The 26,090-nt window shown below is 32.3% G+C and carries 22 protein-coding genes; 2 read left to right on the top strand and 20 right to left on the bottom strand.

The window, feature by feature from the left end; all coding sequences use genetic code 11:
- Positions 1 to 17: 17 nt before the first annotated feature.
- The 13 genes from ACREWB_RS21660 to ACREWB_RS21600 form a co-directional block, all read right to left on the bottom strand.
- Positions 18 to 638 carry a cyclodeaminase/cyclohydrolase family protein gene (locus tag ACREWB_RS21660; RefSeq protein ID WP_431549555.1) on the bottom strand — a complete coding sequence of 207 codons (621 nt, stop codon included), beginning with the start codon at positions 636 to 638 and terminating at the stop codon, positions 18 to 20.
- 28 nt (positions 639 to 666) lie between these two features.
- Positions 667 to 2,346 carry a formate--tetrahydrofolate ligase gene (locus ACREWB_RS21655; protein WP_431549554.1) on the bottom strand — a complete coding sequence of 560 codons (1,680 nt, stop codon included), beginning with the start codon at positions 2,344 to 2,346 and terminating at the stop codon, positions 667 to 669.
- Positions 2,347 to 2,399: 53 nt separating this feature from the next.
- Complete coding sequence (ftcD, locus tag ACREWB_RS21650) at positions 2,400 to 3,296, bottom strand: glutamate formimidoyltransferase (protein WP_431549553.1); 897 nt, start codon at positions 3,294 to 3,296, stop codon at positions 2,400 to 2,402.
- Between the two features lie 26 nt (positions 3,297 to 3,322).
- Positions 3,323 to 4,576, bottom strand: coding sequence for an imidazolonepropionase (hutI, locus tag ACREWB_RS21645; protein WP_431549552.1), 1,254 nt, complete (start codon positions 4,574 to 4,576; stop codon positions 3,323 to 3,325).
- Between the two features lie 22 nt (positions 4,577 to 4,598).
- Positions 4,599 to 6,626, bottom strand: coding sequence for a urocanate hydratase (hutU, locus tag ACREWB_RS21640; protein WP_431549551.1), 2,028 nt, complete (start codon positions 6,624 to 6,626; stop codon positions 4,599 to 4,601).
- A gap of 68 nt (positions 6,627 to 6,694) precedes the next feature.
- Positions 6,695 to 8,956, bottom strand: a complete 2,262-nt coding sequence (locus tag ACREWB_RS21635; protein ID WP_431549550.1) for a xanthine dehydrogenase family protein molybdopterin-binding subunit — start codon at positions 8,954 to 8,956, stop codon at positions 6,695 to 6,697.
- Complete coding sequence (locus tag ACREWB_RS21630; protein ID WP_431549549.1) at positions 8,949 to 9,806, bottom strand: FAD binding domain-containing protein; 858 nt, start codon at positions 9,804 to 9,806, stop codon at positions 8,949 to 8,951. The genes ACREWB_RS21635 and ACREWB_RS21630 overlap by 8 nt, the downstream gene beginning before the upstream one ends.
- A gap of 4 nt (positions 9,807 to 9,810) precedes the next feature.
- Positions 9,811 to 10,281, bottom strand: coding sequence for a (2Fe-2S)-binding protein (locus ACREWB_RS21625; RefSeq protein ID WP_431549548.1), 471 nt, complete (start codon positions 10,279 to 10,281; stop codon positions 9,811 to 9,813).
- A gap of 141 nt (positions 10,282 to 10,422) precedes the next feature.
- The gene (locus tag ACREWB_RS21620) at positions 10,423 to 11,940 is read right to left on the bottom strand and encodes an HAL/PAL/TAL family ammonia-lyase (protein ID WP_431549547.1); all 1,518 of its coding nucleotides are present in this window, start codon (positions 11,938 to 11,940) and stop codon (positions 10,423 to 10,425) included.
- A gap of 57 nt (positions 11,941 to 11,997) precedes the next feature.
- Positions 11,998 to 13,659 carry a BCCT family transporter gene (locus ACREWB_RS21615; RefSeq protein ID WP_431549546.1) on the bottom strand — a complete coding sequence of 554 codons (1,662 nt, stop codon included), beginning with the start codon at positions 13,657 to 13,659 and terminating at the stop codon, positions 11,998 to 12,000.
- A 116-nt stretch (positions 13,660 to 13,775) separates the two neighbouring features.
- Positions 13,776 to 14,093: a TIGR00366 family protein gene (locus ACREWB_RS21610; RefSeq protein WP_431549545.1), complete on the bottom strand. Its 318-nt coding sequence runs from the start codon at positions 14,091 to 14,093 to the stop codon at positions 13,776 to 13,778.
- Positions 14,094 to 14,104: 11 nt separating this feature from the next.
- Positions 14,105 to 14,533, bottom strand: coding sequence for a hypothetical protein (locus ACREWB_RS21605; protein ID WP_431549544.1), 429 nt, complete (start codon positions 14,531 to 14,533; stop codon positions 14,105 to 14,107).
- A 27-nt stretch (positions 14,534 to 14,560) separates the two neighbouring features.
- Positions 14,561 to 14,755 carry a hypothetical protein gene (locus tag ACREWB_RS21600; protein ID WP_431549543.1) on the bottom strand — a complete coding sequence of 65 codons (195 nt, stop codon included), beginning with the start codon at positions 14,753 to 14,755 and terminating at the stop codon, positions 14,561 to 14,563.
- Positions 14,756 to 15,102: 347 nt separating this feature from the next.
- On the opposite strand from ACREWB_RS21600, the gene ACREWB_RS21595 reads away from it, so the two are divergent.
- Entirely contained in the window at positions 15,103 to 17,967 is a 2,865-nt protein-coding gene (locus ACREWB_RS21595) for an AAA family ATPase (RefSeq protein ID WP_431549542.1), read from the top strand.
- A 110-nt stretch (positions 17,968 to 18,077) separates the two neighbouring features.
- On the opposite strand, the gene ACREWB_RS21590 is transcribed toward ACREWB_RS21595, so the two are convergent.
- From ACREWB_RS21590 to ACREWB_RS21580, 3 genes are read right to left on the bottom strand one after another with little or no spacing between them, the layout of a single operon-like run.
- Positions 18,078 to 18,716 carry a DedA family protein gene (locus ACREWB_RS21590; RefSeq protein WP_431549541.1) on the bottom strand — a complete coding sequence of 213 codons (639 nt, stop codon included), beginning with the start codon at positions 18,714 to 18,716 and terminating at the stop codon, positions 18,078 to 18,080.
- On the bottom strand, positions 18,709 to 19,086 hold the full coding sequence (locus ACREWB_RS21585; protein WP_431549540.1) for a hypothetical protein: 378 nt from the start codon (positions 19,084 to 19,086) through the stop codon (positions 18,709 to 18,711). Before ACREWB_RS21585 ends, ACREWB_RS21590 begins: the two co-directional genes overlap by 8 nt.
- 27 nt (positions 19,087 to 19,113) lie before the next feature.
- Positions 19,114 to 20,139, bottom strand: a complete 1,026-nt coding sequence (locus ACREWB_RS21580; RefSeq protein WP_431549539.1) for a potassium channel family protein — start codon at positions 20,137 to 20,139, stop codon at positions 19,114 to 19,116.
- Positions 20,140 to 20,367: 228 nt separating this feature from the next.
- Here ACREWB_RS21580 and ACREWB_RS21575 point away from each other — a divergent pair, with 228 nt between their 5' ends.
- Positions 20,368 to 21,219, top strand: coding sequence for a response regulator transcription factor (locus tag ACREWB_RS21575; RefSeq protein WP_431549538.1), 852 nt, complete (start codon positions 20,368 to 20,370; stop codon positions 21,217 to 21,219).
- Positions 21,220 to 21,277: 58 nt separating this feature from the next.
- Here the strand turns inward: ACREWB_RS21575 and ACREWB_RS21570 are convergent, their stop codons facing one another.
- From ACREWB_RS21570 to serS, 4 genes are all read right to left on the bottom strand, one after another.
- A complete protein-coding gene (locus ACREWB_RS21570) occupies positions 21,278 to 22,540 on the bottom strand; it encodes a dicarboxylate/amino acid:cation symporter (RefSeq protein ID WP_431549537.1) in 1,263 nt (420 codons plus the stop codon).
- Positions 22,541 to 22,561: 21 nt separating this feature from the next.
- Positions 22,562 to 23,401 (bottom strand): diaminopimelate epimerase, encoded by an 840-nt coding sequence (dapF, locus tag ACREWB_RS21565; protein WP_431549536.1) that lies wholly within the window; start codon positions 23,399 to 23,401, stop codon positions 22,562 to 22,564.
- A gap of 41 nt (positions 23,402 to 23,442) precedes the next feature.
- Positions 23,443 to 24,711: an O-acetylhomoserine aminocarboxypropyltransferase/cysteine synthase family protein gene (locus tag ACREWB_RS21560; RefSeq protein WP_431549535.1), complete on the bottom strand. Its 1,269-nt coding sequence runs from the start codon at positions 24,709 to 24,711 to the stop codon at positions 23,443 to 23,445.
- 86 nt (positions 24,712 to 24,797) lie between these two features.
- Positions 24,798 to 26,072 carry a serine--tRNA ligase gene (gene serS, locus ACREWB_RS21555; RefSeq protein WP_431549534.1) on the bottom strand — a complete coding sequence of 425 codons (1,275 nt, stop codon included), beginning with the start codon at positions 26,070 to 26,072 and terminating at the stop codon, positions 24,798 to 24,800.
- Positions 26,073 to 26,090: the final 18 nt, after the last annotated feature.

Genomic DNA, 26,090 nt, shown 5'->3' with positions numbered 1-26,090 from the left:
GCTTAGGAGTGTACCCCTTATATAACTACTTTACTAAGTACCTGTTTTTCTCTTTCAACTACATTTATTTCAAGAGACAAAACTTTTTTTTCAAATTCAGCTACAAATTCATTATCCTTTATTGATGATAGATTTATTTTTACATTATAAAGTGCTGATAGAACGGCACTTCTTGCCATCATAGCTGACACAGCACCATCAGTTACTGCATTTTTATTTCCATTTTCCACTACTTTTTCTGAGTATTCCATAAGTTTATATGCATTTTCTGCTATCTTGTATGGAATCTCTGCCGCGTGCTTTAATGCATTTTGAATAGTTTCTTTTCTTGCAACTTTTTCTTCATCATTGCTTTTAGGCAATTTAAATCCATCCATTACCTTATGAAAAGCCTTTGAGTCTTCATCAATATATCCAATAAACTTTTCTTTGTATTTATTAGCCTCTTCATAAATTTCCTTCATCGCAACTTCGCTATCTTCATAACCTTTTTTACCAATAGTTAAACTGGCAACCATAGAAACAAGTGCTGCAGCAGATGCTGCTGATAATGCTGCAATGCTTCCCCCTCCTGGTACAGGGCAATTTTGTGATGTTTGATCAATGAATTCTCTAACACTTTTATCAACTAATAACATTGTATTTTCCGCCTTTCACTATAATCTTTTAAAATAATCCTGTTATAACTCCATTTTCATCTATATCCATCTTTTCTGCAGCTGGAATTTTAGGAAGTCCTGGCAATGTCATTATATTCCCCGCTTCACATACTACAAATCCTGCACCTGCAGAAACCCTTACAGTTTTTATTGTAATCTTAAATCCTTTTGGAGCACCAAGAAGTTTACTATCATCAGAGAAAGAGTATTGGGTCTTAGCAATACATACAGGCATTTTATCAAGACCTAATTCTTCAATTTTTTTCAATTGTTTTTTAGCACCTGCTTCAAATACTACTTCATCTCCACCATATATTTCACGAACAATAGTGTTAAGCTTTTCTTCTATAGAACTATTTACATCGTATATAGGTTTAAAGTTTGACTCCTCTGTTTCCACAAGGTTAACAAGCTTACGCGCCATCTCAATGCCACCTTCTGATCCTTTAGACCATACTTCATTAAGCGCCACTTCAACTCCAAATGATTTACATTTAGCTATAAGAAGCTCTATTTCTTTTTCTGTATCATTACTAAATCTATTTACAGCAACCATTACTGGTACGTTAAATTTTCTCATATTATCTACTTGCTTTTCTAAATTTTCAAATCCCTTGTCAAGAGCTTCAAGATTTTCTAATCCTAAATTTGCTTTAGCTACTCCACCATGCATTTTTAGAGCTCTTATAGTTGCAACTATAACTGCAGCAGATGGTTTTAACTCTCCAAATCTACATTTTATATCAAAGAATTTTTCTCCTCCAAGATCTGCACCGAAACCTGCCTCAGTTACTAAGTAATCTCCAAGTTTAAGACCTAATTTTGTAGCTATTAGACTATTACATCCATGAGCTATGTTTGCAAATGGTCCACCATGTATTAATGCTGGTGAATTTTCTAATGTCTGAACTATATTTGGTTTTATAGCATCTTTCATCAAAAGTGCCATTGCTCCATTAACCTTAAGATCCTTTGCAGTTACTGGGCTTCCAGACAAGTTATAAGCTACTATTATTTTACCTAGTCTCTCTTTAAGATCCATTAAATCATTAGAAAGGCAAAGAATAGCCATGACCTCAGATGCAACAGAAATCATAAAGCCATCTTCTCTTGGAAATCCACACACTTTTCCACCAAGACCAACAACTATATTTCTAAGTGCTCTATCATTCATATCCATAACTCTTTTAAATGCAACCTGCCTAATGTCTATCTTAAGTGCATTACCTTGATGAACATGATTATCTAAAGCAGCTGAAAGAAGATTATTTGATGCAGTTATAGCATGCATATCTCCTGTAAAATGAAGATTAATATCTTCCATAGGAACTACTTGGGCATATCCACCACCTGCAGCCCCTCCCTTTATTCCAAATACTGGTCCCAAAGAAGGTTCTCTTAATGCTATACATGTCTTCTTACCTATCTTGTTTAAAGCATCTCCAAGACCAATAGTAGTAGTTGATTTTCCCTCACCTGCAGGAGTTGGAGTTATTGCTGTTACAAGTATAAGCTTCCCATCTTTTTCATCCTTTAATCTATCGAAAATACTTAAAGAAACCTTTGCCTTGTACTTACCGTAAGCTTCTAATTCATCTTCTTTAATTCCTACTTTCTCAGCAATCTTTGTAATTGGTAACATCTTTGCCTTTTGAGCTATTTCAATATCACTTGGTACTATATTCATATAATTCAACCCCTTATTTTATATAGTCTAAATATTTATTATCTTTGTATTTTTTATTCTGATAGTTTCTTTTCAAGTATTTGACTTATATCAAAGTTCTCTATTTGAAGATAATATTCTGCACAATCAATTAATGCTTTCATAGGAACGAGTCCAATAACCTCACTGCCTACAACTGGAACGCCATATCGCAATGCTTCCATTTTAACCATTTCATGCGCTCTATATACTGCAGTCTTTTCATAATTTACAAGATTCATAGAAATTTGAACTATATTTCTTTCTTCAAGTTTAACTCCCATAGCCTTTACAAATTTAAGTCCACCGCCTATAGCTCTTACCTTTTTACCAATGGCAGTTGCTATTTCTAAATTATCTGTACCTAAGTTCACATTGTATGCTACAAGTGGAAATCTGGCACCTATAACTGTACATCCGCTTTTTTCATTCATTTCACATGGACCGAAATCAGGTTTCCATTCTGGAAGTTTTATTTTTTCAAAAAATCCTTCATATTGTCCTTTTCTTATCTTCGCAAGATTTGTTCGTTCCTTGCTACTAGCTGCATCTTCATAAAGATAAACTGGAATATTTAATTCTTCAGAAACCTTCTTTCCAAGTTCTTTAGCCATTTCAACACATTCTGCTGTAGTAACATCCTGAATTGGAATAAATGGAACCACATCTGTAGCGCCCATTCTTGGATGAGCACCCTTTTGATTTCTCATATCTATAAGCTCTGAAGCTCTTTTGATTAACTTAAAAGCAGCATCTTTAGCATCTTCTGGTGTACCAACAAATGTAACAACTGTCCTATTATGGTCTTTATCTGAAGAATAGTCAAGTAGTTTTACATTTTCTGTATTTCTAACCTCATCAACTATACTTTCTATAATTTGTTTATCTCTTCCTTCACTAAAATTCGGAACACATTCTACTAATTTTCCCATATTTTCTCCTTTATTATTAAATATTTTTATATATTAACAACTATATTTCCATTTTTTATTACTTTCTCTACAAGATTTATACCCGTATTGTACGGTATAAAATTATAAGAAGGATATTTCAAAATAACTATATCTGCTTTTTTACCAGGGTCTATGCTTCCAATGGAATCTGCTCTACCTACAGCCGCAGCTCCGTTTATTGTAAGCGCTGTTATAGCTTCTTCTATACTCATATTCATGTATATAGCCGCCACTGCAAATACCATAGGAATTGAATATGTAAAACAACTCCCTGGGTTAAAATCTGATGCAAGTGCTACAGCGCATCCCTTATCAATCATTTCTCTTGCTCTTGCATATGGCTCTTTTAAGCAGAATGCAGTACATGGTAGAAGTGTAGAAATTACCTTTTTCTCTGCCATATTCGCTATTCCCTCATCCGAGGCATGTAATAGATGGTCCGCTGATATTGCTCCAACTTCTGCTGCAAGCTCTGAACCTCCAAGAGTTACTATTTCATCTGCATGAATTTTAATTTTAAAACCCATTTCCTTTGCTTTTAGCAGAAGTTTTCGTGACTCATTCACAGAGAAAACCTTGTCCTCACAAAAAACATCGCAAAATTCTGCAAGATTTCCCTCTTTAACCACAGGGAGGACTTTATTTAAAATAAAATCAATGTACTCATTATTTTTCCCTTTATATTCGGGTGGAACTGAATGGGCCCCTAAAAAAGTAATTGCTAAGTCCATAGCATGTTCTTCATTAAGTTTTTTCATAACCTTAAGCTGCTTTATTTCTGTATCAAAATCCAGGCCATAACCGCTTTTACCTTCCACAGTTGTTACTCCTAGCTTTAGCATATCATTAAGTCTTTCAAACCCTACCTTATAGAGTTCTTCGAATGAGGCATTCCTTGTTGCATTTACTGTGTTTTGTATTCCGCCGCCTCTCTCCATTATATCCATGTAACTGTCTCCACGGAGTCTCCAAGAAAATTCATCGGCTCTATAACCACCAAATACAAAATGAGTGTGTGAATCTACAAATCCAGGAAGAACACATCTATTAGATGCATCTACAACTTCATAATCCTTCTCATCGTAAATTTTTAATATTTCTTCTGTAGTATCCACAGCTTTGATTATCCCATTTTCAATTACAACGGCTCCATTTTTAATAGTATGAATATTTTTCATTTCGTCACCATATTTTGCCATGTTTCCACTACATGTAACCAGCTCAGATGCATTCTTTATAAGTAAGTTCCCTTTTTTCATAAACGCTTTCCTCTCAAATGTATTATTTTTTAAAATACTTGCTAACTGCTTCCACCACTAGGTTCTCATTTGTTAAATGGGGAATAGTAACATAGTCCGTGCCTTTATGTGTATCGTTAAATTCTATTACTGTTTCTATAGAATGTTCATTTCTAGCCCAAGAACGTCTTGCAACTCCGCCCATAACATCCCATGATATAGAAGACTTAATTATCTCGTCTACTCTAGAACTTCCATCTAGTACAAGGCCAAATCCTCCATTTATTGATTTACCAATTCCTACACCGCCTCCATTATGAAGCGCTACAAGACTCATACCTCTTGCTGCATTTCCTGCAAAACATTGTACAGCCATATCCGCCATAACATTACTTCCATCTTTTATATTGGCAGTTTCTCTAAATGGTGAATCAGTACCACTTACATCATGATGATCTCTACCAATCATAACGGCTCCTATATCTCCGTTTCTAACCATCTCATTGAACTTAAGTGCTATATTTATTCTTCCCGTAGCATCTTGATAAAGTATTCTTGCCTCCGTCCCAACTACAAGATTATTTTTTTCTGCATCCCTTATCCAGTTATAGTTATCTCTATCTTGATATCTTCTATTTGGGTCTATACATCCCATTGCAGCATGATCAGTCTTTAGCAAATCTTCACTCTTTCCACTTAAACATACCCATCTGAATGGTCCATACCCATAATCAAATAGCTGTGGTCCCATTATATCCTCAACGTAAGAAGGGAATATAAATCCATCTTTCTCATCTATTCCATTTTTTGATATTTCTTTAACTCCTGCATCATAAACTGCTTTCATAAATGAATTGCCATAATCAAAGAAATATGTCCCTCTATCATCTAACATTTTTATAAGTTCAAAATGACGTCTTAAAGTCTTATCGACTAATTTACAAAAAGTATCTCTATCTTTAGCAAGGAACTCTGTTCTTTCATCAAATGTTACTCCCTGAGGACAATACCCACCTTCATATACAGCATGGCAAGATGTTTGATCAGATAACAAATCAATTTTCTTATTGTTTTTTACCGCATATTCTAGTAAGTCCACTATATTACCATGGTATGCAATTGACATTGCTTCTTTCTTTTCAATATATTCTTCAGCAATTTTAAATACCTCATCAAGATCTGAGGATTGCTTCATAACCCATCCTTGCTCAAGCCTTGTACCAATTCTTGATTCATCAACCTCAGCTACAATTCCTACAGCATTTGCTATTTCAATTGCCTTTGGCTGAGCACCACTCATACCACCTAGTCCTGATGTTACAAATATATGTCCTTTTAAATCTCCATCCTCTGGTATTCCAAGCTTCATTCTTCCTGCATTTAATAATGTATTGTAAGTACCATGAACTATCCCCTGTGGCCCTATATACATCCATCCCCCTGCAGTCATTTGTCCATAGTTTGCTACACCCATTTGTTCAGCGATTTCCCAATCCTTTTGATTATCAAACATCCCTATCATTAGTGCATTTGTAATCATTACTCTCGGTGAATCAGGTTTTGATTTGAAAAGTCCAAGAGGATGTCCAGATTCTAAAACCAAGGTTTGGTCTTGAGTCATTATCTGTAGATATTTTTTTATTAGTCTATATTGCATCCAATTTTGACATACACTTCCTGTTTCACCATATGTGACAAGTTCATAGGGATATAGCGCTACAGAAAAATCAAGATTATTATCAATCATAACCTGAAAAGCTTTACCTTCAATACATTTTCCTTCATATTCATCAATTGGTTTTCCATATATTTTTGCATCAGGACGGTATCTATATCCATATATTCTTCCTCTTGTAGTAAGCTCCTCCATGAATTCCGGTATAATTTCCTCGTGAAACTTTTCTGGAATATAACGAAGTGCATTCTTAAGTGCTATTTCTGTCTGTGACTTTGAAAGATGGAACCCCCTGTCTGGAGCTCTTCTTATTCCCTTAACAAATTTAGGCATCTTAGGTAAATAACTGTCTAAAGAAGTTGTCATTGCATCTTTAATATTCATGTTGTTAACCATTACTTATCATTCCCTTCTGCATATTATTATAATTATATCTTACTACTAAATTGTCATCAAAACGTCTATTATTTATGTTTTCCTTTTATTGAACGCATAACTCTCTCTTGATTGGCTGGCATTGTAGTTATATTTACGCCTAGAGCATTATTTAGAGCATTTATTACTGCCGGAGCTACGCCGTTTGTTGATATTTCCCCAACACTCTTTGCACCAAAAGGCCCATACTCTTCTCCATTTTCAATTAGAATAACTTTTACATCGGGCATATCTGGAGAATTTACAACATGATACTTGCTAAATCTATCAGATTTAGTATTTCCATTCTTATCTATATTTAGTTCTTCTGAAAGTGCATACCCTATTCCCATTTGTACAGCTCCATGAATCTGTCCTTCAACAAAAGTTCTATTTATAGCTTGCCCAATATCATGTACAGCGAGGAAATCTGTGACCTTTACCATGCCAGTTAAAGTGTCAACTGTAACCTCTGCGAAATCAGCAGCATAAGCTCCAGGATTTGCAGGTGATTTATATGTATATATAGTAGATATATCTTCACTGAATTTAAGTTCCACTTGTACTGCTATTTGACCATAAGATAGCTTATCTGCTTCATTGTTCTTACTACATATATACCCATCTCTAATATATACATCATCCCTATTTAGATTAAGTAATTTAGATCCAAAACATAAAAGCTTTTCCTTTATTATTTCAGCACCACTTTTTACTGCTGCTCCACAAACGTAAGTAACTCTACTTGCTTGAGATCCTGCACTGTCATAAGGCGTAAATTTGGTATCAGCCTCTACAGCTCTTACTTTTTTTATATCCATATCAAGAACCTCTGCAGCTATCTGCATCATAGTGGTTACTGTGCCACAACCAAGATCATGAATTGACTGTTTCATATCAAGAGAGCCCTGTGAATCAATAGATAAACTAACTGATGTAAAATCCGGATACGCTCCCTTATACCCATTACCATGTGTTACACAAGCCATTCCTACACCTTTTTTAAATCTTCCTGTATCCTTCTTCCTATCAAATCTTTCCCTGAAATTAAAAGCTTCTGCCCCTTCTATAACGCAATTTATAATCTGAGAATCACCAAGGTCCGTACCCCCTGTAGGGTCTTTATCATAAGGATGAACTAGATTCTTCAAATATATATCTATAGGGTTCATATTAAGCTTTCTTGCCACATTGTTCATATTTATTTCTGTTAAAGCATGAATTTGTGGCGAACCATATCCTCTTGCAGGTCCTCCTATAGGAGTATTAGTGTAAACTACTCTCCCTCTATAAGTTTGATTAAATATCCTATACAACCTAAAAGCTTTTTTACCCATAGCCATGCAAACAGCTTCTGCATTTGTAAAATATGCCCCTGTATCTATAAGTACATCTATATCTCTACCTATTATTTCTCCACTGATGTTTACAGCAGTTTTTATACTTCCAATAGTATTATGCCTTGTTCTTGTTGCTATAATACTTTGAGTTCTGTCAAGAAGTAACTTTGCTGGCCTTCCAGTTACAAGTGATGTATATGCACATATTTGATCAAGAATAGGATGTGTTTTTGCACCAAAGGAACCTCCCATAGGTGGCTTGATAACTCTTATCTTATTCTTTGGAACACCAATTGCCTCAGATACTATAATTTGAACTGAAAACACCTCCTGACAAGGTGAATATATTGTTATATTTTTAAATTCGTCTATGGTTGATATACACACATGAGGCTCCATTGCTGCATGATGTATCTTAGGAGTGGAAACTGTGTCCTCAATTATAAGCTCTGCATTTTCTAATGCATTTAGAACATCTCCACATTTAATTACTTTTTCTGTTATAAGGTTACCCGCTTCATGAATTTTTATATTATCTTCTTTTAACGCATCAAAAGGATCGATTATTGCTGGAAGTTCTTCATATTCTACTTTTATAAGCGAGCAAGCTTTCCTTGCTGTTTCATAATCCTCGGCAAAAACAGCAGCTACCTTATCTCCTACAAATCTCACTTTATTCGTAAACATAAGTTCATCTTTTATAACACTAAGTCCTTCAAACCATTTATGTGAATTAAAATAATTATGAGGCGTGTTTTCATATGTTAGTATCTTTACTACTCCTGGAAAATTTTCAGCTTCGCTAATATCTATGTTTTTAATAATTCCATGCGCAATATTTGAAAGCAAAAGGCTTCCATATATCATCCCTGGAAAAACCATATCTCCTACGTATTTAATTTTACCTGTAACTTTTTCATAAACATCAAACATAGGAACTCTTTTTCCAATATATCTATAATCACTAGTCAACTTTATCACCTCTTGTTTTCGGAAATAACAAATAAAAAACATCTTCACAAAGCCCAACAATTGCTTCTCTCTTATATGGCAATGATGCTCTTCCAGGTATTTCTAAATTTACCTCTGCTGCCAAGCGTTCCTTGAATTTTGCAAGAAGCTCAATTGAAGGTTGTTCATTTAAAAGTACTTTCTCACAACTTTTAAGACGATGAGCAATAGGTCCTAAACTTCCTACAGCTAAAACCGCAGAATTAATTTTTTCAGTGCAGTTTACACATACAGCTATGTTAAGCTTTGCAATAGTTACTCTGCTCCTTGAACCTATTTTTGCAAATGCACTTATACAATTCTTCCTTAAAGGAATAATTATTTCTATAATAGCTTCATCCCTTTTAAGCATTTTAAGAATTTTTTCAACTTCTTTTATAGCTATTTTACCTTCTCCGTTTACTATCTTAATTTCTGCATCAAGTGCTATAAGAGCGGGTATAGCGTCCGCTGCTGCTGCACAATTAGCTACATTTCCTGCCAGTGTTGCTACATTTCTAATTTGTGTTGAGCCCACATTTGACGCTGCTTCACTTAAAGCACTTGCATATTTTTTTATTGTATCATTTTCAGCAATTTCAGTGAAAGTAGTATTAGCCCCTATTTTTATTAAATCATCTTCTATCCTTATATAATTAAGTTCTTTAACTCCTTTGACATCTACAATTGTTCCATTGAATAACGGATTATTACGCATCTCTATCACTAAATCTGTACCCCCACTTAGTAAATGAGTATTTTTATCAGCACATTTTAAGTATTCTACTAATTCATTTAAATTATAAGGAGTTTTAACTATAATATTATTCATACCATTACTCCTTTACTTTATTATTTTTAATAGCTTCTTTTACTGCTTCTTCAATTTTAACATACCCTGTACATCTGCATAAATTACCCTCAATAGCTATCTTTATCTCTTCATCTGACGGATCAGTGTTATTCATAAGAAGAGCTTTTGATGACATAAGCATTCCAGATGTGCAAAATCCACACTGTACTGCCCCTTTTTCTATAAACGCCTTTTGTAATTCAGAAAGTTCACCGTCTTTTTCAAGGCCCTCAACAGTAATTATTTCACTATCCCTTGCTTGAACAGCAAGTAGCATACATGAATTAATTGCTTTTCCATTCATAATGACAGTGCAAGCACCACACTCACCCTCGCTACAGCCTTCCTTTGTTCCTGTTAATTTTAAGTCTTCTCGTATAACATCTAAAAGCCTTTTAGATGGATCTACATCTACGCTATAATTATTTCTGTTTACATTTAATTTTAATAACATAATCATCTCTCCTAACTTAATTATTAATTAATTATATTTTATATCAGAAGCGTCAAAGAATAGTCAGAACATAAAACATTTGTTTTATTTAAATTTAAGAACTTGCAGTTTTACCCGCAAGTTCTAAATTAATTTAATTATTTATTTCTCTATTGTTCTATTAACTTCATCCATAAATTTTCCACTTTTTAAGACTTCATATGATTTTTGAATATCTACAGTTAGGTTTCTATCAACACTGTAAAATGGTATCTCACTTCTCAAAGCTGCATAAGCAGCTTTAGTACCTTTACCTAAAGAAATATCCGTTCTTAAATCTATGGCTTGTGCTGCATGCATTGCTTCCATGCCTAATATATAATACATATTGTCTACAATTTTTCTAGTTTTCTGAACTACATAAGGTGAATTGTTTGCATGATCTTCCATATCTCCAGCTACTGAAAAATAGTCTGCTGTGGCAGGATTTGAAAGATGTCTTATTTCAGTATCTAAAGAAGCAAATGCCTTTTGAATTGTACCAAAACATATTACATTATCAGCTGGCGACAAAAATCTTGGTAGCTTTGTAAAATCAGGAGTACTAAGCTTTATTGTTCTATAGCAAGATATTTTTGACATATGACTCAGTGCTATTCCTAACATTTCAAAACCCAATACCCAGTTTGTCACTTCAAAATTTGAGCATGAAGCAATTCTTCTTTCATCTAATATTACACATGGATTATCATCTGAAGAGTTTATGTGTATCGTAAGATATTTTTCAACATACTCAAGTGCATCTCTAATTGCTCCATGAATATGAGCAGCACCCCTGAAACTCAATGGATCCTGAACTGGTTTTTTCCAATCTGCATGGTATATATAACTACCTTCCAAGTACTCACTTATTTTTTTCGCACTATATGCCTGCCCAGGGAAAGGTCTTGCTTCATGTGTTTTCGGGTCAAGTGGAGATGTATTTCCATTAAGTCCTTCAAGGCTCATTGCGTATACCATATCAGCAGTGTCAAGTAGGTTTTGTACTTCTTTAATTACTAGTGCCCCCTCTCCAGCTGAAAGTGCGTTAGAGCTCACTATTGCAAGTCCATCCTTTGGCCCTAAAATTGCCTCTTCAATACCAGCTAATGCAAGTGCTTCTGAAGCAGCCATGAGTTTTCCCTCATAGTAGGCTTCTCCTTCCCCTATCATGCAAAGACCTATATGAGACATACAGCTAATATCAGCTTCTCCTACAGAGCCTCTTTCAGGTACTACAGGTGTAACCTTTTTATTTAGCATTTCAGCATACTTATAAGCTATAGCAGGTTGTATACCAGTGCATCCATTTAAGAGTGCATTAAACCTTACAAGCATGATTGCTCTTACTTCCTCAACGCTTGCATTAGGTCCTACTGCAACGCAGTGAGCACGAATAAGATTTGTATTGTACTGATTAAAAAACTCCTTCATAACCTTCTTGTCTTTATTCCAACCAACACCTGTGTTGAAACCATAGACAGGTATATCGCTATCTACCAAATCAAAAACAAGTTGCCTTGAATCTTCAAGTACTTTTTTTGCTGCTACACTTATTTCAACGCTATAACTTTTAACGGATACATTATAAACATCCTGAATGGTTAAATCCTTCCCTGTTAGTAATAGTACATTGTCCATTTTTTCACCTCATAAAATTATTTTTTTAAGTTAAAAATTTCGCATAATATTTCTTACTTACATCTTCAGCGTATCATCATTTTTAACTACTGCATCTTCCTCATTCATAACTTCTATATCTTTTTCATCTTCTTCGTTCTTAACTACTACTTCCTCATCAATATGTGCTGTATCTGGATAATACGCTAAATCATACTTTTCATTCTTAACTAACATTGTTATTGTACAGTATGCCATAAGTAACATTAGAAATAATATTGGAAAACCTGCAACCGTAGCAATTTGCTTTGTAGAATCAATACCGCTAATCTTCCCTCCAGAGCTCAGAATATTCACTATAGCCATAGAAGCCATAACTACTCCCCAAAATATTTTCAAATACCCAGGAGCTTCGAAATTCGAATTATTATTAGTTGTAGTTGAAAGTGAAGCTATTGTTGCTGTCATTGAATCGCATAGTGTTACAATTGATATTATTATAGTAAATATTATTAACCAACACATAAACTTTGCTAATGGAAAATTTTGCATGAATGCAAACAATGATACTTCAAGTCCTTTATCTTGTATTGTACTCCACAATTTTGCTCCATTAAGTTCAAGATGGATAGCAGCTCCTCCAAATACCGAAAACCAAACTAACCCGAACGCTGATGGAAGTACGAGATTAACTATGAGAAACTCTCTTATTGTTCTACCTTTGCAAAGCATGGTAAAGAACAATCCTTCAAGTGGTGCATATGCAAGCCAAATTGCCCAGTAGTAAATTGGCCACCATCTTGGCCAGTCAGATCCATTTATAGGACTTGTAAAACTAGTACTTGTAAAGAAATTTTGGATAAAATCTCCTGCACTTTGGGTTCCTAAATTTAATATAAATGCTGTTGGCCCAAATATAAATACAAACAACATTATTATAATAAATATCTTTGAGTTTTTGTCTGCAAGCCATCTTACACCTTTGCTAACTCCTGTGTAACTAAATGCAATATAAGTTACAACTATTGACACTATTATTATTAGCCATAAAGATTTACCAGTTTTTATACCTGTTAAAATATTAATTCCGCTACCTATTTGCATTGTACCTACACCCAGTATTGCAGCAACTGCGCCTGCCATAGCAAACAAACATAAATTATCAACTACTGATCCAACAGCACCTTTAATTTTTTTCCCAAATATAGGATATAGTACTGAGCTAACTTGGTATGGAAGTTTCATATTATATACTGCATATGCTATACCAATACCTGCTATAGAATACATTGCATAAGGTATGAACGTCCAATGTACAAACGATGTCCTCATAGCAAATATTGCTGCTGCCTCAGTTCCTGGGTCAATTCCAAGAACCTTAGGTGGATTCATAAAATGGGTTATCGGTTCTGCAATACCCCAAAATAATATTCCTGTTGCTATTCCTGCAGTAAGAGTAATAGCGAACCAATTCCAGTTGCTAAAATTGGGTTTTGCATCTTTACCACCAAATCTAATGTTTCCGTATTTAGAAAACAATAGAAATATGCAAAGTGCTACAAAAATGCCACCTGATATTTGGAATAACCAACCAAAATTTTCAAAAGCAAATCCAACTATAGCATTTTCTCCATTATAGAATGCTTCTGGTGCAATAATACCTGTTAAAATTACTGTAACAAAAATGATACTCATTGGAATAAAGATAGACTTTCTGATTACCGCCTTATTTTTTTTCATTTTTTCTCTCCCTTGAATAATTATTTATGGATTCCTGAATCCATATAATCTTAGAACAATTGAATTAATATTTATTTTAATTAGCCTCAATTAAAAGTGCATTCAATAGTTGATTTTTAAAAAGGTCCAAAATTAATCTTAACTGCTATTATTAAAAATATAATAGCAACACTCACAATTAATAACATGAAGGGCATAATATATTTTAACCATTTGTTAAAAGATACTTTAGAGTACATTAAAAATGCTATTAATCCTCCAACAGTTGGATAACAAAGATTTGATAATCCATCACCAAATTGATAAGCTAGTATGGCTATCTGTCTATTAAGTCCAATAATATCTGCAGCTGGAACCATTATTGGTAAAGTAACCATTGCCTGTCCACTTCCTGAAGGTATAAAAAAATTAATTATTGCTTGGACAAAAAACATTGCAACAGATGTTACATAAGAGTCGCAAAAATTATAAGTCTGAAACCAAAACCAGAAAACATTGGAAGTCCAGCTATGTTCTGTCCAATACCAACATTCCAAGGATTTGAAGGGCCCGCTGTCCAACCCATAACAATGCCCATTAGTGCAATTGAAATACCCACTAACGCATCATAGCCAAGAGCTAAAGCAATACCTATACACAGTGGAGCAAATGGAATAGCTGCTTCAAGCATTCCAGGAAAAGCTCCAAGGCAACCAAAAAAGAGCATAATTGCAGCCAGAACCCAGTGACTTCTTTCTTTACCAATTATCTTGGTTAACCCAAATACGGCTGATTTAATAGCTCCAGTTCCATCAAAAACATTTACAGCTCCACCAATCAACAATATCATAATAACTAAAAAAGAAGCTGCTTGAATGCCCTTTGGAACCGCCACAAAAACATCGAATACTCCTACAGGCGTTCAATCAATTATATGAAAACTGCCAGGATCAACCATACTTATTCCATTTACATCAACTCGGTTAAATTCTCCAGCTGGAATAATGTACGTAAGTATTGCTACAAACACAATAATGCAAAAGAGTAGTACAAACGCATGTGGAAACTTGATTTTTTTCCTTTTACTTTGTCCTTTTACGGTTTTTGAATTTGTCAATTCAATCATCCTCCCTAATTTAACATTTTAAAACCTATTTAGTTTTTACCTATGAAATAAAAATTAGATTTCAAATTTTATGCCAAAACGTTTACATTAAGCAATAAAAAAATCATGTGAATTAATCTATGCTTTACATTCTTTTCAAAGAGTTATATATTATTATTAAAGACCATAAATGTAAGGTTGATTTTTTAAATATTTCAAATATTGCAAATACTTAAAATTACATTAATAAAATTTTATCATAGCTACGTCTAAAAAAGGTCAAAATTAAAATCTAATTTTTGTAGGTGATTATTATAATAGTAATACATGTAACTCTTTTTGGAACCCCCAGCGTTAAAGTGAATAATATTCAGATTCATTTTCCTTTTAAAAAGGCTGAAGCTCTCTTTTACTATATTTTAATTAATAAGCAGGCATCAAGAGATACACTTACAAATCTTTTTTGGTCTGATTTTGGTGAGACTACAGCAAAGAAGGATCTTAGGAATGCATTTTATTCTATAAAAAAAGCTATTAATTGTAATGTTTTCATTTCACCGAAGCGTGAAGTAATACTTGTTAATCCAGAAATTCATTTTGTTTGTGATATATTTGACTTTATGAACAATAACAAAAACTCGCTAAACCTTTATAATGGAGATTTTTTAGAGGGGTTTAACGTTAAAGATGCGGAAGGTTTTGAAGAATGGATGCTACAAAACAGAGAATATTATAGAGATGTTTACACTAATAGCCTTCACAAAGCTGTGATATGCAATATGGTTGATAGCAATGATGAACTGGCCATAGAATATTGCAAAAAAATAATAAATTTAAATGAATTTGATGAAGAAGCATATAGAAATCTTATGAAAATATTTTCAAAACTTGGCAAATACGATAAAGCAGAGATAGTGTATAATGATTTAAAAAAAATACTAAAACAAGAACTTTCAGTTTGTCCAAATGAAAAAACAACAAATCTTTATATGGAAATAACAAAAAAGAAATTTTTAATTTCATCATCCGAGAAAAATTTAGGTAGTTTTTTTTATAAAAGAGACAAAGAAATTTTACAGTTGGATGACTATTTAAGAAATTTTATAGATGATAATTTTTCTAAATCTATTATTTTAAAAGGACAAGGTGGAATAGGTAAAAGTAAACTTATTTATGAGGCCTTAAACACACTAGAAAATGATAAAATCATTACATTTAATACTAAATGTTACCAATCAGAATCAAGCTATTTTTTAAAACCATGGAACAGAATCTTTGAGCAAATATATAAATATATATCTAAACATAATATAATACTTCCAGCCAGATTTAATAGTGTTACTTCATCTACTTTTCCTTTTTTAGATTTAGTAAACTGCACTGGAGCAGATCAAAACTCATTACTCAACAACAATAAAACAAACTATATGGCTATTGAAAATGCTTTATCGGGTATTTTAGATATTATTAGTGAAAACACAAAACTTATTTTTTATTTTGATGATATTCAATGGATTGATAATAAAAGTCTTAACATACTTAAAAATTTAATAATACGTAACTATTCCATATTATTCATGATGAATACAAGAATTAGCTACAATAATGATCTTGATAAATTTTTTACCTTTTTAAAGCTTCATGACCTTGCTCATGAAATAAAGATTATACCATTAACCCCAGAAGAAACCTTTGATTTTTCAAGTAATTATTTAAATAATCATCATTTTTCTGAATATGAGAAAAATACAATATATAGAAATTCTCAAGGGAACATTTTCTTGTTAACTCAATTATTAGACGCGCTAAAAAACAATGAAAATATTAATGAAGTCCCTTTAACAGCTATAAACTTTCTAAAAACAATGCTTTTTGACATATCAAATGATGAAAGAAAAATACTTAATATTATCTCTATATTTTTTGATATGGCAAATTTTGATGAAATTAAATATTTATATAATAGTGATACTCTTAATCTTCTTGATATATTAAGTGACCTTGTAAAAAAAGATTTTTTAAAGGAAATAAAAAGAGAATCTATCTATTATTCATTTACTAATGAGATGATGTCTCTTTTCCTATATAAAGAACTTACTGAATCACAGCGAGTTATATATCATCGTTTAATTGCAGAGATGCTTGAAGGAGCTTTAGATAATGACATTGAAGACACTGACTTATACTCAAAAATTGTTTATCACTATAATAAAAGTGATAATAAAATTAAGTTTTTAGAATATAAAATTAAAAATTTAAGCACATGTCTCCAAACTTCTCAGGAAGTATTCCCAATTTTATGTAGTAGTGACATACTTGTAAATGACTTTGCTTATTTTTCCCCACAACAATTAGGCAAAGACCTTGCAGTAATAAAAAATGAAATTGAAATATTTAAAAAAGGTAATAAATATAAAAACAGTGAAATACAGAAAATTGATATGGAGTTTTCTTATATTCTTGCAAGAGATTTTATAAGAAAGGGTAATTATACTAAAGGACTTAAAATAGTAACCTTACTAATAGATACTTCAATAAAGCTAAACAATTATAAGTTTACACTGAAATGCTATAAATTAATTATATATTACTGTATAAATACCTTTGACAAAAATATGATGAAATACTACATTGATAAGGCAATAGATATTACAAACTGTTATGACCTAAATGATGAGCTACCTATATTACTTCGCCTTAAAGGATATCTTTATATTATGTTAAAGGAATACACTTTATCTGAAACCATATTAAAGCAGTCTATCTATATTTTTTTAAACAGTCCAAGTAAAAATGACTTTTCTCTTAATATAGCTGCTGCATATAATTATATCGGAGAAGGCAAAAGGCTTCAGGAAAAATACTATGACGCTATTAAGTATTATGAAAAAGCTATTCAAGTATTAAAAGATCAGAACACCAATGTTGGTCTTCCTATATTTTATACAAATGCAGCATTGTGCTTTTACAAAGTGAATAATCACAATCTATCTAAAAAATATATTCTAACTGCACTTAAATTCTATTCAAAAATCGATTGCATTTGGCAAAAAAGCACCGCTTATTGTGTATATGCTCTACTTATGCTAGTAGAAGGCCAAATAGGATTAGCAATAACTAATTACAAAAAAGCTTGCAAATATAATAGTATGATTAAAAATCCATCTCAAGAAGAATTACTAAATGAAGTGAAAGGACTGTTAAGCAATTATACTAACTTATAGTTCTGTCATCTGCACCACTCAAAATAATTTGTTAAAACATAAAAAACTATGAGCATAATTCATTCATAATGAATTATGCTCATAGTTTTTTTACGTGTAAATAAAATATTTTAAATTCTTTTCTTAATATATTTCCTAACCTTTACCTTATTATTACTAATTGCTTTAATAAAAAAATATAAAATAATAATTAAAATTAATATATATGTTATAAACTTTCCAAAATCTGATACTATAGGAACTATAGTTTCCCATGAATCGCCAAACCAATATCCTAATCCTAAATATATACAAGTCCAAAACAATTCACCAAAAGCAACGTATATACTAAAGGTCCGTAATCTATATCCTGTAATTCCTGCTGCTGCATTTATAAATGGTCCCATAGCTGCTATTAAAAATCTACTAATAAAAACTGAAATTCTCCCATGTTTTATTAAGTAAATTTCCGCCTTTAGTATTTTAGGTTGGAAATGTTTTTTAAATTTAGTATGTCTATTTAAAGCTTTATCACCAATAGCTTTCCACATAATGTATGCAATATTATCCCCAAGCCATGCGAAAAACCAAACTTGTAAAAAAAGAATGACCACATTAAATTCACCAGCATAAGCAAAAGCCCCAGATGCCAATACAAGTAGCGACGCTCCTGTTGGAATCCCTATACACTGGAGTACAATTATAATACTTAAAAACCAAATATTATAGTTTCTAAAACCTTCTATTAATAAGTTACTAAATTCACTCATGTTTATTACCCTCTATACTTTTTTCTTTGATTTTATTGTTTTCTATAAGTTTCTTTAAATTATCCCTAAGTTCTTTTGATGATTTATTGTATTTTTCACTCAATCCTTCTATACATAAATTCACATCACCATTTTCCGGAATAATTTCAAGTCCACTAAAAATATCTTCTTCACTTATATTATATTTTTTAGATAATTGTTTTACGGTAATCCATTTATGAGTGCTCATATTCCCGATTAGTCTACTTTCTTTAGTCGGAAATTTAACATCTTTAAATTCTAAATATAGTATAGTGTATCGTTTTACTATTATAAATATGGTTACCATAATTAAAATTGACAATATAATTGTTTTTATATTTTTTTTCATTATATCCCTTCCTATTGCAAAAATAATTTATACACTCAAGCGCCTTTGACCTATATCATTAGCTATTTCTCTTAATTTATTTACCTGTTCTTCTGTTCCTAGAACTACCATAGTATCACCTAATTTTACAATATCATCAGAACTAGGATTAAAGACTAATTTTTCACTATCATACTTTTTAATGGCCAGAACTATTAACCCAGTTTTTTCAGGGATTTTTATTTCAAGAAGGCTCTTATTTAATATATTGGATTTATCACAAATCACAACATCTTCGAGGTCCAAAACTACATCTCCAGCATGGGTAATTATATCTAAAAAAGCAATAACAGTAGGTCTAAGCATCAAGGCTGCCATTCTAGTCCCTCCTATTTCATTAGGAGAAATTGTATTGTTTGCACCTGCTTTTTTAAGTCTACCCTCTGCATTTTTATTTATAGCTCGAGACACAATATATAAATTACTATTCATTTCTCTTGCGGTTAAAACTGTATATACATTTTCAGAATCCTTAGGCAAACAAGATATAAGACCCTTTGCATACTTTATTCTTGCTTTGTCTAATACATCTTCCTCCGTGGGATCTCCAAGAATAGCATGAATTTTATCTTCTATTAATTCATTTATTTTTTCTTCCTCATTATCAATTACAATAAAAGGAACATTACTTCTTTTAAATTGCTTTATGGCGTTTTGTGATGTTTCTCCTGCACCACATATTATATAATGATCTTTTAACTTTGTTATTTGTAATTCCATACGTCGCCTCCTCCATGCATCTTTTAAATCTCCTTCTAAAAATGAAGATACAATACTTGTAAATAAATACCCAACAGTACCTAAACTAAACAATATAATAAATATAGAGAAAATTTTAGCTTCTGCATTCATAGTAGCCACTTCTGCATAGCCTACTGTTGATATAGTTATAACCGTCATGTACAACGCGTCTACAATGCTAACATCTAATAAATATTTATACCCTATTGTTCCTGTAAGGAGCAATGCTATTAATATAGTAACTACAAAATTAAATTTACGATAACTTTTCATGGCTCACCCCTTAATCTTACTTTACGCTATTATACCATAAACCGGTAATCGTATAAATATATATATATTTTACTAAATTGTAATATATTAAATGCCAGTTTAGTAAAGCATTCAAGCATTACGTATTATTTATGAATACAAAATATGTGTACTGATTTTATACACATATTATGATATAATTAATTATAATTTTCGAATAAGATTCAATAAAATAGGGGGCAGTTAGATATGAGCGAAACCTTGAAGGTTTTTATTTTAGATAACGTTAAATCAATAACATCAAGGGTGAAATTGCTTTTAAATAATAATCATTATACTGTATATGAAGCATCAAATTCTACCGAACTTTTTTACGTTCTAGCACAAAACGGCTATAGTGCAGATCTTATTATAATGGATATCGATCTGAAAAATGAAGATGGATTTGAAATTATTAAGCGATTAAGAAAAAAAAACGAAATAGTGCCCATAATGATCATGACTGCAAATAATAATAGAGATATTTTTATTAGAGGTATTTCAGAAGGAATATCGGATTATATACTTAAACCATTTGAGAATGAAATACTAAATAATAAGATTCTAAAACTTTTAAGTGCCTCTCATAATCTAATGGAGAAAAAGGTGATTTTTAATTTACCTTTCTTTATACAATCAGAATTTAAAAAAGCTACTAAGGGAAAATATAATGTGACTATTATGATGACAACTCTTTATAAACCAGTAAAAGTTTTTTCAAATGAAATTGATACCCAATATAATGAAGTTTCAAAATATATTTTTGATATTTTGAAAAGTATCTTTTGGGATACAGATATTTTCATTCGTTATTCTTCACAAAACTTTATAGGTGTATTTCCTTTTGTTAGTGTAGAGAACAAAGACAAAATAAGTGATAAAGTAGATGCTTGTTTTAACGAATTAAAATTAAAGGACCCTAAACTAAAAGGTTACTATTTATCTAATGCGTTTGTAACATATCCTCAGGATATTAAGGAAGATGAAGATTTATTTTTAACATTGATAACAAAAACTAAAGAAATTATAAAATCTACTAAAAAAGATTTACAAATATATTAATTATTATAAAAGGTATAGCAAAATTTTGCTATACCTTTTATTAATTTTGTATAAACCCTTAGTCCTTGGTAGAGGATGATATATTTTGAGCACTCTTTTTTATCCAATCTTTACCTTCAACTAGTCGTGTAACAATCATAGATGTTACAGCATCGCCAGTACAATTTATACAAGTTGCTGGAGGATCTACAAGAAAGCCAATAGTTGCAATAATTGGGAATGCTTCTGGTGGAAATCCAAATAAACTTACAATTAACATTTCACCTATAAGTCCACCACCTGGAACACCGGACATAACTACACCACCAAGAACTGAAACCGCTATTGCTGTAGCGTATGTTCCAACTCCTGAAAACTCTTGTCCAAATATTCCAAACAAAAATGAAATCTTTAATATAGAAGAGATAACAGTACCGTCCATATGCATGGTTGCACCGATAGGTAGAACAATCTCACGAATGTCCTTTGGAACTCCCATACGCTCAGTAGCATCTAAGTTTACCGGTAAACTTGCAATAGAACTCTGTGTTGCAATAGATGTAATAGCAGGTTCTAGAATGTTTTTAAAGAAAGTTTTTACTCCCTCTTTTCCACCAGCATAATAAGCATATCCATAAAATGCAATAAAAAAGTATGCAATACATAGTGGATAGTAGATAACCATAGCTCTTGCATATGCACCCAATAGTTGTGGGCCAAACTCACCAATGAGACTTGCAAAATAAGCACCTAGACCAATCGGAGCATACCACATAATAATGCCAACAAATTTCATCATAACTTTGGTCATAGCATCTAAACCCCTGGCTATAATGTTGTTTTCACCGCCAAGAGAGCTAACACAATAACCAAAAATAATTGAAAATACAATAAGTGGCAACATATTAGAGCGAGAAAGTAGGCCACTAAAATCATTTACGGTTAGTGCCTTCACAATTTGATCAGAAAATTTGACTGTTTCTAACTTCATAGTAGAATCCAATGCTAGATTAACGCCAGCTGCCGGAGGAAATACCTTAACAATAATAAGAATGATAAAGCCAGCAATAACTCCTGTAACAACGAAGGTTAAGAACATATTACTTATAATGTTTCCTAACCTTTTCATATTTACCATATTTCCTACTGCACTAGCTATGGTAACAAATACTAAAGGGGTTACAACAGTAAACATTAAATTAAGAAAAACATCTCCAAAAGGCTTAAGTACTATAGCTTTTTCACCAAAAATAATACCAATGATGCTACCTATTACAATAGATAAAAGCAAAATAATAGGAAAACGATAGTTTTTCCATACGCTTTGTTTGGTTGTTTTCATTTTAATACTTCCTTTCATTGTTTAGTATTCTAAATTTTCATCCATTATTTTTCCAATTGCAATAACATTGGTATCCCCTATTAAGAATAACTTTTCCACACTATCCTCTAATCTTTCCATTTCTATAAATAATTCCCCTCCAGGTGAAACAATTTTCACTTTATTACCCTTTAAATACCCTTTTAGTACTAAAGCAACTGCAGTTGACCCAGAGCCAGTTCCACATGCCAATGTAAAATCTTCAACTCCTCTTTCATATGTTTTTAAAATTGCCGACGTATCGTCTAAAACATCAAAAAAGTTTACATTTGCTCCTTTAGGAAAACCTTTATAAAATCTTATTTTTCTCCCAATATCAAATAATTCACTTTCCTCCGTGTTTTGAAGACCTGGGTATTTTACAACAGCATGAGGAATTCCTGGCTTCCCAAGTTCTATATATGAACACTCATATTTTTTACCATCAATTTCAACATCAGAATCAAGTTTAATTATTCCTGGACTATTAAGTTGAACCTTTACAAGTCTACCCTTTATTATTTCTGCTGATACTAACCCGGCTAATGTTTCAAACTTCATTTTTTTTCCTGCAATATTATTCATATATGCATATCTAGCAATGCATCTTGCACCATTACCACACATCTCACCGATACTACCATCAGAATTATAAAAACGCATTTTAAAATCAGCATCACTTTCAGAAGCGTCAACTACTATAAAACCATCTGCACCTAAGGATACTTTCCTCTTACATAACTTCGCAGCAATGTACGGGATCTTATTTAGTGGCAACTTAAGTTTCATATTGTTTACTATTATAAAGTCATTACCTGCTCCTTGAATTTTAGTAAATTCCATAGTTCCCTCCTCAAAATATCTCTATTAATATAATATTAGTTTTATTTAATGGCCTGCCTAATATCTTCTATTATATCTTCCACATTTTCTATTCCCACAGAAAATCTTATTAAACCTGGTTCAATACCAGCCTCTGAAAGTTGTTTGTCATTCATCTGCCTATGAGTTGAGCTTGCAGGATGTAATACTAAGGTTCTTACATCTGCCACATGTACAACTATTGAGGCAAGTTGTAATTTATCCATAAACTTCACAGCCGCTTCTCTTCCACCCTTTATAATAAAGGAAATAACCCCACTAGACCCCTTTGGTAAATATTTTTTTGCTAGTGCGCTATATTTATCCCCTGGTAGTGAAGGGTAACTAACTGATTGTACATTTTCTAAGTCTTCAAGGAAGGTTGCCACTTTTAAAGCATTTTCACAGTGTCTTTCCATCCTAAGATGTAAAGTCTCCATACCTAAATTTGTTAAAAAAGCATTGTTAGGACTCATGCAATTCCCCATGTCTCTCATAATTTGAACTCTAGCTTTTGAAATATAGGCCGCTTTTCCAAAGGCTTCTGTATAAACTAAGCCATGATAGGAGGGGTCAGGCTCTGTAAACTCAGGGAATTTACCCATCGTCCAGTCAAAATTACCTGAATCTACTATTACTCCTCCTATACTAGAAGCATGTCCATCCATATATTTTGTAGTGGAATGTACCACTATATCTGCACCAAACTCAAAAGGTCTGCAAAGTATTGGCGTAGCAAAGGTACTATCAATTATAAAAGGTACTCCATTCTTATGCGCAAGGCGTGCAAACTTCTCTATATCAAGCACACTAATTTTAGGATTTGCAATTGTCTCTCCGAAAACTGCTTTGGTATTAGTTTTAAATGCCTTCTGAATCTCCTCTTCATCACTGTCAGGGTCTACAAACGTTACCTCAATGCCCATTTTTTTAATAGTCATTGCAAGCAAATTAAATGTTCCACCATATATTGAGTTTGATGAAACTACATGGTCTCCATTTTGACAAATATTTAATATTGAAATCAGTGTTGCTGATTGTCCTGAGGATGTACATAATGCACCTACTCCATCTTCAAGTGCAGCAATTTTATTTTCTAAACATTCTACCGTTGGGTTACTAATTCTAGAATACATATGTCCAGCTTCCTCTAAATCAAATAGCTTAGCTACCTGCTCAGTAGATTTGTATCTATAGGTAGTGCTCTGGCATATTGGCAAAACATGTGGATAGCCATTGCCCGGTTTATAACCTTCCTGTAAACATTTAGTTTCAATTTTCCATGAATTCATCGGATACACCTCCTTTTTTAATATTATATATATTATTACCTATTTTTCTTCTATTTTCAAGTATAAATATTCATTAGTATAGTTTACTATAATTTATCTTTCCCTACCCATTTTCTTAATACTTCTGGAACAATAATACTCCCATCTTCTTGTTGCATTTGCTCTACTATTGCTGGAAGTAACCTACTTGTGGCTAAACCAGATGCATTTAATGTATGCACATACTCAATTTTTTTACTATCATTTCTTTTAAATCTTATCATTCCGCGTCTTGCCTGGTAGTCGCCAGCATTTGATGCAGAACTTACTTCTTTATACTCATTCATACTAGGAATCCATATTTCAATATCATAAGTCCTTGCCATAGATGCGCTGCAATCTTTTGCAGCTAATTTACTAACCCGATAGTGAAGCCCAAGTCCCTGTACAAGTTTTTCTGCCTTACCTAAAAGTTCACAAAATGCAGCATCTGAATCTTCTGGCTTTGTATATTGAAACATTTCTACCTTATTAAATTGATGTCCTCTAATCATTCCTCTTTCTGATGCTCTATAACTTCCTGCTTCCACCCTATAACAAGGTGTATATGAGAAATACTTTTTCGGCAACTCTTCTTCCTTTAGGATTTCATCTCTATGCAAATTAATCAAAGCAGTTTCTGAAGTTGGAAGTAGAAACTGACTATTATCATTGATTTTATTATCAGTAACCTTAAAAACTTCATCTTGGAATTTTGGAAACTGACCAGCCGTAAGCCCACACTTGTATGATAAAATATGTGGTGGTAGAATGAATTCATACCCATCTTTTATGTGCTCTTCTATAAAATAATTAAGAAGTGCCCATTCGAGAATAGCACCATCACCTTTGTAAATCCAAAAACCATTTCCAGCTAGCTTTACTCCTCTTTCATAGTCAACTAAATTATGTGTTGTTACAAGCTCCACATGATCCTTTGCAGCAAAATTAAACTCAGGTTTTTTGCCCCATTCTCGTACGACCTCGTTATTTTCCTTTCCTCCAGCCACCACATCATCATCTGGTATATTAGGTAAGGCTTCTAAGAAAGTATTTATTTTTTCTAAAAGCGGAGTTAGTTTATCCTCAAAAACCTTTATTTCACTTGAAACCTCTTTCATTTCTAAATATAAACACTCAATATTTTTACCACTTCTTTTAAGTTCCGGTATTTCTTTAGACACTTTATTTTTCTTATTTTTCAATATATCAATCTCATATATTAATTTTCTTCTTTCTTCGTCCCACTTAAGAAGTTCAGTGAAATCAATATTATCCATTCGCTTAGAAAGAGCCTCTGTAACCTCCTGCGTGTTTTCTCTTATTAAATTTAAATCTAACATATTATTATACCTCCTCAT

This window comes from Clostridium sp. (assembly GCF_050717635.1).
GTDB lineage: Bacteria > Bacillota > Clostridia > Clostridiales > Clostridiaceae > Clostridium_AD.
The sequence above is the reverse complement of the archived record's forward strand: the minus strand, read 5'-3'. Positions and strand labels throughout refer to the sequence as shown.

Excerpts from the sequence above, each read along its gene's own strand:
- dapF (WP_431549536.1), bottom strand. The coding sequence starts at position 23,401 with ATGGAATTTACTAAAATTCAAGGAGCAGGTAATGACTTTATAATAGTA.
- ACREWB_RS21655 (WP_431549554.1), bottom strand. The coding sequence starts at position 2,346 with ATGAATATAGTACCAAGTGATATTGAAATAGCTCAAAAGGCAAAGATG.
- hutU (WP_431549551.1), bottom strand. The coding sequence starts at position 6,626 with ATGGTTAACAACATGAATATTAAAGATGCAATGACAACTTCTTTAGAC.
- ACREWB_RS21620 (WP_431549547.1), bottom strand. The coding sequence starts at position 11,940 with ATGGACAATGTACTATTACTAACAGGGAAGGATTTAACCATTCAGGAT.
- ACREWB_RS21570 (WP_431549537.1), bottom strand. The coding sequence starts at position 22,540 with ATGAAAACAACCAAACAAAGCGTATGGAAAAACTATCGTTTTCCTATT.
- ACREWB_RS21590 (WP_431549541.1), bottom strand. The coding sequence starts at position 18,716 with ATGAGTGAATTTAGTAACTTATTAATAGAAGGTTTTAGAAACTATAAT.
- serS (WP_431549534.1), bottom strand. The coding sequence starts at position 26,072 with ATGTTAGATTTAAATTTAATAAGAGAAAACACGCAGGAGGTTACAGAG.
- hutI (WP_431549552.1), bottom strand. The coding sequence starts at position 4,576 with ATGAAAAAAGGGAACTTACTTATAAAGAATGCATCTGAGCTGGTTACA.
- ACREWB_RS21585 (WP_431549540.1), bottom strand. The coding sequence starts at position 19,086 with ATGAAAAAAAATATAAAAACAATTATATTGTCAATTTTAATTATGGTA.
- ACREWB_RS21625 (WP_431549548.1), bottom strand. The coding sequence starts at position 10,281 with ATGTTATTAAAATTAAATGTAAACAGAAATAATTATAGCGTAGATGTA.
- ACREWB_RS21615 (WP_431549546.1), bottom strand. The coding sequence starts at position 13,659 with ATGAAAAAAAATAAGGCGGTAATCAGAAAGTCTATCTTTATTCCAATG.
- ACREWB_RS21580 (WP_431549539.1), bottom strand. The coding sequence starts at position 20,139 with ATGAAAAGTTATCGTAAATTTAATTTTGTAGTTACTATATTAATAGCA.
- ftcD (WP_431549553.1), bottom strand. The coding sequence starts at position 3,296 with ATGGGAAAATTAGTAGAATGTGTTCCGAATTTTAGTGAAGGAAGAGAT.
- ACREWB_RS21660 (WP_431549555.1), bottom strand. The coding sequence starts at position 638 with ATGTTATTAGTTGATAAAAGTGTTAGAGAATTCATTGATCAAACATCA.
- ACREWB_RS21630 (WP_431549549.1), bottom strand. The coding sequence starts at position 9,806 with ATGAATAATATTATAGTTAAAACTCCTTATAATTTAAATGAATTAGTA.
- ACREWB_RS21575 (WP_431549538.1), top strand. The coding sequence starts at position 20,368 with ATGAGCGAAACCTTGAAGGTTTTTATTTTAGATAACGTTAAATCAATA.
- ACREWB_RS21560 (WP_431549535.1), bottom strand. The coding sequence starts at position 24,711 with ATGAATTCATGGAAAATTGAAACTAAATGTTTACAGGAAGGTTATAAA.
- ACREWB_RS21610 (WP_431549545.1), bottom strand. The coding sequence starts at position 14,093 with ATGTTTTTTGTCCAAGCAATAATTAATTTTTTTATACCTTCAGGAAGT.